The organism is Methylobacterium sp. 001424705 (genome assembly GCF_059816145.1).
Genome location: NZ_JCBANU010000050.1, coordinates 1 through 11050, shown reverse-complemented (window position 1 = coordinate 11050; position 11050 = coordinate 1). Strand labels below are relative to the sequence as shown.

General features: G+C 71.6%; 9 protein-coding genes and 1 pseudogene. 5 read left to right on the top strand and 5 right to left on the bottom strand.

Annotated features, from left to right (window positions below; genetic code table 11):
* A pseudogene (locus AC6EUL_RS22230) lies at positions 1–596 on the bottom strand (hypothetical protein); the annotation flags it as partial.
* A gap of 71 nt (positions 597–667) precedes the next feature.
* Positions 668–1576 (bottom strand): LysR family transcriptional regulator, encoded by a 909-nt coding sequence (locus AC6EUL_RS22225; protein ID WP_056381005.1) that lies wholly within the window; start codon positions 1574–1576, stop codon positions 668–670.
* Between the two features lie 126 nt (positions 1577–1702).
* Between AC6EUL_RS22225 and AC6EUL_RS22220 the strand changes: the two genes are divergently transcribed.
* From AC6EUL_RS22220 to AC6EUL_RS22200, 5 genes are all read left to right on the top strand, one after another.
* On the top strand, positions 1703–2662 hold the full coding sequence (locus AC6EUL_RS22220) for an ABC transporter substrate-binding protein (protein WP_056276977.1): 960 nt from the start codon (positions 1703–1705) through the stop codon (positions 2660–2662).
* Positions 2659–3510: an ABC transporter permease gene (locus AC6EUL_RS22215; protein WP_499872752.1), complete on the top strand. Its 852-nt coding sequence runs from the start codon at positions 2659–2661 to the stop codon at positions 3508–3510. The genes AC6EUL_RS22220 and AC6EUL_RS22215 overlap by 4 nt, the downstream gene beginning before the upstream one ends.
* Positions 3503–4282: an ABC transporter ATP-binding protein gene (locus AC6EUL_RS22210; protein ID WP_056221828.1), complete on the top strand. Its 780-nt coding sequence runs from the start codon at positions 3503–3505 to the stop codon at positions 4280–4282. The genes AC6EUL_RS22215 and AC6EUL_RS22210 overlap by 8 nt, the downstream gene beginning before the upstream one ends.
* A 105-nt stretch (positions 4283–4387) precedes the next feature.
* Entirely contained in the window at positions 4388–5305 is a 918-nt protein-coding gene (locus AC6EUL_RS22205) for a polysaccharide deacetylase family protein (RefSeq protein WP_499872747.1), read from the top strand.
* Complete coding sequence (locus tag AC6EUL_RS22200; protein WP_499872742.1) at positions 5295–6167, top strand: alpha/beta hydrolase; 873 nt, start codon at positions 5295–5297, stop codon at positions 6165–6167. The genes AC6EUL_RS22205 and AC6EUL_RS22200 overlap by 11 nt, the downstream gene beginning before the upstream one ends.
* Before the next feature lie 203 nt (positions 6168–6370).
* Here AC6EUL_RS22200 and AC6EUL_RS22195 read toward each other — a convergent pair whose 3' ends face one another.
* The 3 genes from AC6EUL_RS22195 to AC6EUL_RS22185 all read right to left on the bottom strand — a co-directional run bounded on the left by AC6EUL_RS22195 (position 6371) and on the right by AC6EUL_RS22185 (position 10348).
* Complete coding sequence (locus tag AC6EUL_RS22195; protein WP_056221819.1) at positions 6371–6592, bottom strand: DUF6894 family protein; 222 nt, start codon at positions 6590–6592, stop codon at positions 6371–6373.
* A gap of 649 nt (positions 6593–7241) precedes the next feature.
* Positions 7242–8591 carry an HlyD family type I secretion periplasmic adaptor subunit gene (locus AC6EUL_RS22190; RefSeq protein WP_056221817.1) on the bottom strand — a complete coding sequence of 450 codons (1350 nt, stop codon included), beginning with the start codon at positions 8589–8591 and terminating at the stop codon, positions 7242–7244.
* The gene (locus AC6EUL_RS22185; protein ID WP_407067277.1) at positions 8591–10348 is read right to left on the bottom strand and encodes a type I secretion system permease/ATPase; all 1758 of its coding nucleotides are present in this window, start codon (positions 10346–10348) and stop codon (positions 8591–8593) included. The genes AC6EUL_RS22190 and AC6EUL_RS22185 overlap by 1 nt, the downstream gene beginning before the upstream one ends.
* Positions 10349–11050 lie beyond the last annotated feature (702 nt).

Here is an 11050-nt window from a genome sequence, read left to right as displayed (position 1 = left end):
GCGATGCCCTCGTGCTCGGCCGCCGCACCGGCCGTCCAGGTGGCGACGGTGAGCGGCAGGCCCACCAGCGCCATGCCGAGGAGGAGCGGGTCGTAGGGCTCGGCGCGGGCGTAGCGCCCGCCCTCGCGCAGGAGGTCGCGCAGGTCGCCGAGGCCGGTCACGTCGGCCGCGAGGGTGCCGGCGAGACCCGCCGTCCCCTCCGCGGTGCCCGAGACCGCCCCGGCCGCGAAGTCCCGGGCGGCGCGGCTCATCCGGCCCTGCGCCAGGGCCTCCACGCGGCCCCGGCGGGCCGGATCGACGGGCAGGCCGCGGGTCTCGGCCAGCGCCAGGAAGCTCAAGGCGAGGTCCTCGTCCTCCGCCGCGACCGCGGCATCGAGCCCGGCCTCCAGGCGCTCCGGCGTGGCCGCGCGCTCCAGGCGGATCTCCGCCAGGGCGCCGGGATCGTCGGCCGCCGCGAGGAGGCGGCCCGCGCGCGCGGCGGGTACGAGCACCGGTGCCGCCGCGACCGCCAGGGTCACGCCGGCCGCCAGGAGGCCGATCCAGCCCGCGGCCGCGGAGAACCAGGCCGCACCGCCGCGCAGGCGCATCCGCGTCATGTCCGATCCCGTGCCAATGGTCCGGGTGGAGATGGGGACGCGGCGGGGAACGCGCATCTCCGCCTCCGCCGTCAGGATGCCGCGACGCCGTAGCGCCGGTGCAGGCTGCTCGCGAAGCGGTCGGCGAACTTGGCCGTCGCCACCGGCAGGGTGCGGCCCCGCAGCTGCGCCAGGATCAGCGCCATCGGGGCGAGGTCCCGGGCGTCGATGGGGCGGGAGCGCAGGCGGGGATCTTCGGGGATGCCGCTCGGGACCTGCAGGCTGACCGCGTCCTCGCGCAGGACGAGGTTGCGCAGGAATTCCAGCGAGCTCGACTCAATGGCGGGCCTCAGCGGTGTGCCCCGGCGGCCCAGCGCGTCGTCGAAATGGTGGCGGATGGCGAGCGAGCGGTCCGGCAGGGCCATCGGGTGGGCGAGGCAGTCGCGCAGGCGCACCGGGCCGGTCTCTGCGGCCAGCGGGTGCTCGGCCCGCATCAGCGCGCACAGCGTCTGGCGGCAGGAGAACAGCACCTGCATGTCGGCCGAGGGCGGCGGCTGCAGCACCAGGGCGAGGTCGGCCTCGAACTGGGCCAGCGCCGCCACCGCCTGGACGTGATCGCGGACCTGCACGGTGAAGGTCACCTGCGGGAACTGCGCCCGGTAGGCCTCGACCTCGTCCGGCACCACGTGGTTGACGAAGGCCTGGCTGCAGGCCAGCGCCACGTGCCCGCGCCGGACCCCGGACAGGTCGGCGATCTGCGAGCGCACCCGCTCCAGGTCGGCGCGCTGGTCGCGGATGTGGCGCACCAGCAATTCGCCGGCCGCGTTGAGGCGCATGCCCTGGGCCACCCGCTCGAAGATCGGCGTGCCGAGCTCGTATTCGAGGTCCTGGATCTGCCGGGTCAGGGCGGAGGGCGTGATGTTGAGCCGCTCCGCCGCCCGGCGGATCGCGCCGTGGCGGGCCACCTCGGCCACGTAGGTGAGGATGCGTAGGTGCTTCATCGTGCGGGTCCGCTGGTCCCGCCCCTGTTGCCCGATCGGCAACGGGGCAGTCAAGAAACAGCACTCGCGTGCAACAGGCGATGACCCTAGCCTCGGTGGTCGAGACTTGCCGTCCGGAGCCCCGCCATGATCCGCCGTCGCACCCTCCTGGCCGGCCTCGGCGCCGGCCTCCTGGCCACGCCCCTCGGCCTTCCCCGTCCGGCCCGGGCGCAGGCCCCCACGGTGATCCGGATGGGCTCCCTGAAGCTGATCCACTCGATCGCGCCGCATTTCTACGAGTCGTTCACCCCGGCCGGATACAAGGTCGAGGTCGTGCCGTTCGAGAGCCCCACCGAGTGCAAGAACGCGGTGGTGACGAAGTCGGTGGATTTCGGGACCTTCGGCATCGCCGCCGGCACCCTGGGAGCGGCCGCCGGCGAGCCCCTCGTCATCATCGCCTCGACCTGCAACCGCGGCATGGCGATCATCGCCAGGAAGGATGCGGGCATCGCCGCCCTCAAGGACCTCAAGGGCAAGCGCGTCGCCCTGTGGCCCGGCTCGACCCAGGAGGTCTTCGCCCTGGAGCGCCTGCGCCAGGAAGGGATGAGCGTGAAGGACATCACGCCGGTGCGGATCTCGTTCTCGGAGATGCACATTGCCCTGGCGCGCGGCGACATCGACGCCTATGTGGGCGCCGAGCCGGCCCCGGGCGTGAGCCTCGCCAGCGGCGTCGGCAGCCTCGTCGAGTATCCCTACGGGACCGAGATGGGCGCCCTCAACATGGTGTTCGGCGCGCACGCCGACACCACGGCGCAGCGGCCCGAGATCGTCCGCACGATGCTGGAGATCCACCGCAAGGCCACGGAGTTCGCGCAGGGCAACCGCGAGGCGATGATCGCCATGGCGGTGGCCAAGCTCGGGCAGAAGCGGGAGGCGCTGGAACTCTCCGCCCCGAACGTCGAGCTGAAATGGAAGCTCGGTGAGACCGAGGTCGCCCAGGCCAAGGTCTATGCCGACCGGATGCTCGCCCTGAAGCAGATCAAGCGCCTGCCCGATTTTTCGACCTTCATCGACACCCGCTTCGTCGATGCCATGAGGGACGCGTGAGCGCCGCGCCGGCCGCCGTCGCGGCGTCCGTGCCGGCGGCCCCGCCCCGCCCGCGCGTCGCATGGCCCTGGGGGCGCCTGCGCGCGGCGGCCCTGGCCCTGGCGATCCCCGCCGGGCTCGCCGTCATCTGGCATCTCCTGACGACGGGGCGGCCCTACAGCCTGATCCCGCCGCCCGCGGAGGTCTGGACGGCGCTGGTCGACCTCGCCGTGGGGGGCATCAACGACGACGCCTTCAGCGCCACCCTTCTCACCCATCTCGGCGCCTCGCTGTCGCGGGTCTACGGTGGCTTCGCCCTCGCGGTGCTGTTCGCGCTCCCCCTCGGCCTCCTCATCGGGCGGGTGCCGCTGATGCGCCAGCTCCTCGACCCGACCTTCCAGATCCTGCGGCCGGTGCCGGTCACCGCCTGGCTGCCGCTCGCCATGATCCTGTTCGGCCTCGGGCCGCGCTCGGCCTATTTCCTCGTCTTCCTCGGGGCGTTCTACCCCATCCTGGTCAACACCATCTTCGGGGTGCGCTCGGTGGAGCCGCGCCTGTTCGAGGCGGCGGCGATGCTCGGCTGCCGGGGCTCGGCCCAGTTCGCCCGGGTGGTGCTGCCCGCCGCCCTGCCGTCGATCTTCACGGGCCTGCGCCTCGGTCTCGGCTTCGCCTGGGTGGTGATCGTGGTCGGCGAGATGACCGGCGTGCAGACGGGGCTCGGCGCCATCATCATGGAGGCGCGCCAGCTTTCCCGCACCGAGATCGTCATCTGCGGCATGATCGTCATCGGCGTCGCGGGCTTCCTGTCGGACCGGATCGTCATGCTGATCGGCCGCCGCCTCCTGGCCTGGAGTCCGTCTCATGGGTGATCCGACGCTTCCGATTCTCGAGATCCGCGACGTCGGCAAGACCTTCGCGGTCCAGGGCAGGACGGTGACCGCCCTGAAGGGGGCCAACCTCACGGTGACGCGGGGCGAGTTCGTCTGCCTGCTGGGCGCCTCGGGCTGCGGCAAGTCCACCCTGCTGCGCATCGCCGCCGGCTTCGAGGCGCCCTCCTCCGGCGAAGCGTGCATGTGGGGCAAGCCCATCGCCGGCCCCGACCCGTCGCGCGGCATGGTCTTCCAGGATTACGGCCTGTTCCCCTGGCTCTCGGTCCGCGACAACATCGGATTCGGTCCGAAATCCCGCGGGCGCCCTGCGCCTGAGATCCGCGACACGGTGGCCCGCTACATCGACCTCGTGGGCCTCGGCCCCTTTGCGGACGCGCATCCCCACCAGCTCTCGGGGGGCATGAAGCAGCGCGTCGCCATCGCCCGGGTGCTGGCCAACGAGGCGGAGGTGGTGCTGATGGACGAGCCCTTCGGGGCGCTCGACGCCATGACCCGCGAGCGCCTGCAGGACGAGCTCCTCGAGCTCTGGAGCCGCACGGGCCTGACCGTGCTGTTCGTCACCCACGCCATCGAGGAGGCGATCTTCCTCGCCGACCGCGTCGTGGTGATGTCGCCGAGCCCCGGCCGGATCGACGCCGTGCACGACATCGCCCTGCCCCGCCGCCGCGACGTCTCGAGCCCGGCCTTCAACGACATCCGCCGGATGCTCTCGGCCCAGCTCCACAGCCATCACGGCCGCGTTGCCGCGTGAGGCGCTGACGTCCGGAACGGGTCCCTCTCCCCCTCGAGGGGAAGGGGAACGGGCGGCGCCCGCCGCCCTCCACATGTCCAACCCCTGGTGCCGCGCCGAGCCCGCATGACCGAACCGGATTTGTCGGACCCCCGCCGCCCCGAGCGCCGCCTCGCCTACCGGGCCGCCATCGACCGGCCGCGCCTCGTCCTGCCGAAGGGCAAGCACGTGGCGATCTGGCCGGTGGTGAATGTCGAGCACTGGCTCATCGACAACCCGATGCCGCGCCAGATCCTGGTGGCGCCGACCGGCGCGCCCCTCCTGCCCGACCTCGCCAACTGGGGCTGGCACGAATACGGGATGCGCGTCGGGTTCTGGCGCTTCCTCGCGGCGTTCCAGGCGCGCGGGGTTCGCCCGACCCTGTCGATCAACGGCTCGGTCTGCGAGGCCTATCCCCGCGTGGCGCACGAAGCCCACGCCGCGGGCTGGGAGTTCATGGGCCACGGCTTCCACCAGGTCCCGACCCACCGCATCGCGGACGAGCCCGCGATGATCGCCCGGACCCTGGCGGCGATCCGCGCCGTGACGGGGACGAACCCGCGGGGCTGGCTCGGGCCCGGCCTGACCGAGACCCTCGACACCCCGGACCACCTCGCCGCCGCCGGTCTCGACTATGTGGGCGACTGGGTGGTGGACGACCGGCCCAGCCGCATCGCCACCGCGACGCGCCCGCTCATCGCCCTGCCCTACTCGGTGGAGCTGAACGACATCCCCCTGCTGGCGATCCAGCATCACCGTGCCGACGAGTTCGTGGCCCGGGCGCTGGCCCAGGTCGAGCGCCTCGCCGCGGAGGCGGCCGGCGACGGGCCGCTGGGCGGCGCCAAGGTGATGGGATTCGCCCTCCACCCCTACATCACCGGCGTCCCCCACCGCATCGGGCTGCTGGAACGGCTCCTCGACGCGCTCCTCGCCCGCGACGACGTCTGGTTCGCCCAAGGGGGCGAACTCGTGGACTGGTATCGGGGAACCGGCGATGAGGCTTGAGACCGACGGGACGCCGCCGACGGACTGGCGGGACCTCGACCGCGCGGCCCTGAGCCGGGCCTACGACAATGCGGGGGCGGTCGCCGACAGCGCCGCCCGCCTCGCCGACTGGAGCGCGCGCAGCGCCGCCCTCCGGGCCCGCCCGGGCCACACCCTCGATCTCCCCTACGATCCGGGACCGCCCCACGCTGCCGGCCCCCGGAATCGGATCGACCTGTTCGCCTGCGGACGGGCCGGCGCCCCGCTGCTGGCCTTCATCCATGGCGGCTACTGGCAGCGGAACGCCAAGGAGGGCTTCGCCTGTCTGGCCGAGGGGCCGCTCGCCCTCGGCCTCGACGTGGCCCTGATCGGCTACACCCTGGCGCCGGAGGCGTCGCTGACCCGGATCGCGGACGAGATCCGGGCGGCCCTGCGCGCCCTGCGGGCGCACGATGCCGCCGTGGGCCTGGGGCGTCGGCGCCTCGTGGTTTCCGGCTGGTCGGCGGGCGGGCACCTCGCCGCCCTGGCGCTGGACGGGCCGGACGCCGATGCCGGCCTCGCGATCAGCGGGATCTACGATCTCGCGCCCATCCGCCGGACGTCCCTCGACGACGCGCTCCGGCTCACGCCCGGGGAGGTGGAGGCGCTGTCGCCGATCCGCCTGGCCCCCCGCCGCTTCGTCCCCCTGGTGGTCGCTTACGGGGCCGACGAACTGCCCGAACTTCGGCGCCAGTCGAAGGCCTACGCCGCGTCGCGCGCGGCGGTGGAGCCCGAGACCCGCTGCGTCGCGCTCGACGGCGCGGATCATTTCTCGATCCTCGAGGCCCTGGCGCATCCGGACGGGCGCCTGGCCCGCATCGCCGCCGCGTTGGGCCATTCCTGAGTCGTCCCGGACGCGAATCGCCCCGCCTTCACCCGGTCGGCCCCTCCTCCGACCCGCCTCGGCTCAGGGCAGGCCACGCATCGTGAGCCGCTGATCGTGAGCCGCTGATCGTGAACCGCTGATCGTGAACCGCACATGGAAAGTTAATGCACGGCCCCGTCGATGCGGCATAGCTTCGGCTTCGGACGCGCAGGCCCGCGCACTTACGCCCTCGGGACGACGGGGATGCGGTGCAGGTCCCGCCCGTCCGCATCCCGGATCACGAGATCCCAGGCGCCCTCGACATGGACCAGTTCGCCGCCCCTGCGAAGTTCCTCGATGACCAGCGCGGCCTGGGCGATGGCCTCGGCGAGGTCGGCCGCTTCGGCGCCCCTCGCGTCGGGCATCGTGGTCCGGCCATCGGTGAGATCGAAATGGAAGCGCATCGGGGAAATGGCCCTCGGGACGCAGGGACGAGCATGGGCCTGTCGCCCCCGCTGACCTGCCGCCCGAACCGCCGCACGTCCGTTCCAGGCCGGAAGGGATCCAGGTCTCAGGGTACGGGCGACGGGCCAGTCAAAGGGAGGCCGTGGCGTGCTCAGTATCGGATATCGTTGCTCAATCCCGATTAACTTCAGGTAGAATTAAGCGCTTCATTCATCGAAGATGCAATTGGCGAATGGGATGCGCAATTGCGCTAGAAGCAGGTATTGACAATCGGTCTGGAATAATACTTTTTGTCTTTTGTGCACTGCAAAAATGCGTCGTGGCATTGAGGGGCGCTGCCGATGAGCGGGTTCGACGGATATCTTGCAGGTCCCGGATGCGAGAGGGCAGGAACCGAGACCCTGCCGGACGAGCGGGTCCTGGCGCTCCGCGCCCATCTCCGGGCCGTCCTTCGAAGCCTGATGTCCGCGATCCAGCCGGCCTGCTGATCCCTCCCGCCAGCGCACGGGCCATCCCCCGTTCAGGCGCAGCGGCCTTCGCGCAGGCCGGGGCCATCCGGCTTCCGGCGAGACGAAGGCCTCGCGCCACGTTTTCCTTTTCTCGCCAGGCCTTACTTCTCGCGCCAAGCCTTACTTTTCTCACCAGGCCTTACTTTTCTCGCCAGGCCTTGGCGATCTGGTCGGTGAGCGGCTTGGTGAGGTAGCTGAGCACCGAGCGGTTGCCGAGCTGCATGAAGGTCTCGACCGGCATGCCCGGGACGAGGCGGGCGGTGCCGAGGCGCTCCTTCTGGTCCTCCGGCACGCGGATGCGGGCCGTGTAGTAGCTCATCCCGGTCTTCGGATCGGAGGTGACGTCGGCCGAGACCCGCGACACCACCCCGTCGATCTCCGGCGTGGTGCGCTGGTTGAAGGCCGAGAAGCGCAGCACCGCCGCCTGGTCGAGGCGGACATTGTCGATGTCCTGCGGCTGGATCTTCACCTCCACCGCGAGCTGGTCCGCCTCCGGCACGATCAGCATGGCGGGCTCGGAGGGCGTCACCAGGCCGCCGATCGTGTGCACCGTCATCTGGTGTACCGTGCCCGATTGCGGGGCGCGCATGTCGACACGCTTGAGCTGGTCCTCGGCGGCCACGCGCTTCTCGACGTATTCCGACCACTTGCCCCGGATCTCGGCGAGGTCCTTGCCGGTCTCTGTGCGCATGTCGCCGTCGATCTGAAGGATCTGCAGCTCGGTCTCGGCGATCTTGCCGCGGGCCGAGGCCGTCGAGGCGAGGAGCTGCCCGCGCTCGCCGTCGAGGCGCGCGGCGTCGCGCTCCAGGGCGTTGACCCGGGCCAGGGGCACCAGGTTCTTGGCGTAGAGCTCCCGCACGCCCTGCAACTCGCCGGTGATGAAGCCGACCTCGCGGGCCTTGGCCGCGACCTGCTCGGTCAGGCCCTTGATCTCCTCGCGCAGCTGCTGGACGCGCTCGCGCAGCTGCGCCTTCTGGCCCTCGCGGCCGGCCACGCGGGACCTGAACAGCCGGGTCTCGCCCTCGATCAGGTGGGCCACCGAGGGATCGCTGTCCTTGCGGGCCAGCAACTCGGGCGGGAAGGCGATGGTGGCGGCGCCGTCGCGCTCGGCCTCGTCGCGGGCGCGCCGGGCGGAGAGCTCGTCCAGGGCCTTCAGGATGATGTCGAGGTTGGCCCGGGTCTGGGTCTCGTCGAGACGGATCAGGATGTCGCCGGCCTTGACGCGCATGCCGTCGTGGACCCGCAGCTCGCCGACGACGCCGCCGGTGGGGTGCTGCACCTTCTTCACGTCGGTTTCGACCACGAGCTGGCCCGGCGCGATCACGGCGCCGGAGATCTGGGTGAAGGTGGCCCAGCCACCCACGCCCACCACCAGCACCGCGCCCAGGGCGAGGCCGAGGGCGAGGTGGCGGCGGATCGAGCCCTGCGCGGTGGGACGCGGGGCCGTGAGGGCGGGATGCAGGTCGACGGGGCTGAGGGCGACGGACATCATGCACTCTCCTGCAGGGCGCCGGGGCCGGCCTGCGTGTCCACGGGGCGGGCCTCCACGGGGACCGAGGCCGGACGCAGCACGCGCTTGAGGACCTCGTCCTTCGGCCCGAAGGCCTGGGCCCGGCCCTCCGCCATCATCAGGATGAGGTCGACCGCGCCGAGGGCGGACGGCCGGTGGGCGATGACGATGCAGATGCCGCCGCGGCGGCGCACCCCGATGATCGCCTGGGTCAGGGCGTTCTCGCCCTCCGCGTCGAGATTGGCGTTGGGCTCGTCGAGGATGACCAGGAAGGGATCGCCGTAGAGGGCCCGGGCCAGGCCGACGCGCTGGCGCTGGCCGGCGGAGAGGCCGGCACCGCCCTCGCCGATGCGGGTGTCGTAGCCCTCCGACAGGCGCAGGATCAGCTCGTGCACGCCGGCCGCGCGGGCGGCCGCGATCACGGCGTCGGAGGGGGCCTGCGGATCGAAGCGGGCGATGTTCTCCGCCACCGTGCCGGCGAACAGCTCCACCTCCTGGGGCAGGAAGCCGATATGGGGGCCGAGATCGTCGGCCGACCATTGGTCGAGGGCGGCGCCGTCGAGGCGCACCTTCCCGCGCACGGCCGGCCAGACCCCGACGAGGGCGCGCACCAGGCTCGACTTGCCCGAGGCCGAGGGGCCGATGACGCCGAGGCCCTGGCCGGCCTGGAGGGCGAAGCTGACGTCCTGGACCACGAGGCGGGGAGTTCCGGGCGGGGCGACGCTGACGCTCTCGACCTGAAGCGCGCGGGATGGCGCCGGGAGCGCGTGCGGCTGCGCGCCGGCGGGCATGCGGGCGAAGAGCTCGGAGAGGCGGGCCCAGGACTGGCGGGCCTGGACGAAGCTCTTCCAGTTGGCGATGGCGAGCTCCGCCGGGGCCAGGGCCCGGGCCACCAGGATCGAGGAGGCGATGATGATGCCGGCGGAGGCCAGACCGTTGATCACGAGGTAGGCGCCCAGCGCCAGCACCCCGGACTGCAGGGCGGTGCGGAACACCTTGGAGCCGGCGCCGTAGCCGCCGGCGATGTCGGAGGCGCGCTGCTGGGACTGCATGTAGTCGCGGTTGGCCAGGGCCCAGCGGGTGCCGAAGCGCCCCTGCATGCCCATGGCGGCCAAGACCTCGGCGTTGCGGCGGCCGGCCTCGGCCAGGCCGTTCCGACGCAGGCCGTGGGCGGTGGCGGTCTGGGCCGGATGCCGGGTCGCCCGGTCGGTGAGAAGGCCGAGGGTGGCGAGGACGGCCGCGCCCACGAGGGCGGCGACGCCGATCAGGGGATGGAACAGGAAGCAGATCAGCAGATAGATCGGCATCCAGGGGAGATCGAAGAAGGCGGAGGGGCCCGAGCCGCCGAGGAAGGCGCGCAGCTGGTCGAGGTCGCGCAGGGGCAGGAGGCCGTCGCCGGGGGCGGCCCCCTTCAGGGGCGCGCGCACCACGATGTCGAAGACTCGCCCGCTCAGGGATTCGTCCAGGGCGGCACCGATGCGGGCCAGGATGCGCGAGCGCAGGGCTTCGAGCAGTCCCTGGAAGATGTAGAGCACGAAGGCCAGGATGCAGAGGCCGATCAGGGTCGGTACCGACCGGCTCGGGATCACCCGGTCGTAGACCTCGAGCATGAAGAACGAGCCGGTGAGATAGAGCACGTTCACGAGCCCGCTCATGGCGGCCACGCCGATGAAGGCCGTCCGGCACTGCGCCAGTGCCGAGGCCAGCTCGGCGGAATCCCGGGCCTGCGTCACGATCTGCTTCCTTCCCGGCGAGACCGGTGCGGCCCGCCCCTCTCCACAACTGTATTTTGAGCGAGCCACTTAGTCGTTGCAAGTGTCTCCGCGCGCTGATGCTCCCTCGTGCGCGCCCGTAATCAGTCGGGATTAGATCTGATACCGAAGCGGAGCGCGCTGCGAGGTCGGAGCAAAGACGCCCCGCGACGCGGCCGCGGCGCATTCCATAGGCATGTGGCAATCGTGTGAAGATGCGGTGAATGCGCCCTCCGCCGAAATTGGGGCCGAACGGGGCCGCGGTGGCGCAATCCGCCGTGGACAGGCCGAGACCGCCCCTCCCCCGCCGATCGGCACCGTGAGAGAGTGCCGCCGGATAGGGGTGGGGGGCGACGCATGGGGGCCCTGCGCGCCCAACCCGGCGGTCGCTGGGGCGCCTTGCGCATGGGCGTCGTAAAAATGTGATGTTGGGTGTTGACGGCCCCGGCCGGCGCCCGTATACCCCGGCTCATCGGCGCCGGCCAACGGGTTTGGCGGCGCACCGACGCTTCTGCAGAGACTTTCGGATGGGGATCCGGCGAAGAGCTGGATGACCAACTGTTTTTGTCTGTAGCGGCATTGGGACCGAACGGTTCGTGTTCGGTACAATGTTCTTTGACAAGTGAATCTGAGAAAGAGAAGCGTGGGCGGCGATTTTGCTCTTGCGGATCCTCTGTGAAGAGGATT

Excerpts from the sequence above, each read along its gene's own strand:
- AC6EUL_RS22210 (WP_056221828.1), top strand. The coding sequence starts at position 3,503 with ATGGGTGATCCGACGCTTCCGATTCTCGAGATCCGCGACGTCGGCAAG.
- AC6EUL_RS22225 (WP_056381005.1), bottom strand. The coding sequence starts at position 1,576 with ATGAAGCACCTACGCATCCTCACCTACGTGGCCGAGGTGGCCCGCCAC.
- AC6EUL_RS22190 (WP_056221817.1), bottom strand. The coding sequence starts at position 8,591 with ATGTCCGTCGCCCTCAGCCCCGTCGACCTGCATCCCGCCCTCACGGCC.
- AC6EUL_RS22220 (WP_056276977.1), top strand. The coding sequence starts at position 1,703 with ATGATCCGCCGTCGCACCCTCCTGGCCGGCCTCGGCGCCGGCCTCCTG.
- AC6EUL_RS22200 (WP_499872742.1), top strand. The coding sequence starts at position 5,295 with ATGAGGCTTGAGACCGACGGGACGCCGCCGACGGACTGGCGGGACCTC.
- AC6EUL_RS22205 (WP_499872747.1), top strand. The coding sequence starts at position 4,388 with ATGACCGAACCGGATTTGTCGGACCCCCGCCGCCCCGAGCGCCGCCTC.
- AC6EUL_RS22195 (WP_056221819.1), bottom strand. The coding sequence starts at position 6,592 with ATGCGCTTCCATTTCGATCTCACCGATGGCCGGACCACGATGCCCGAC.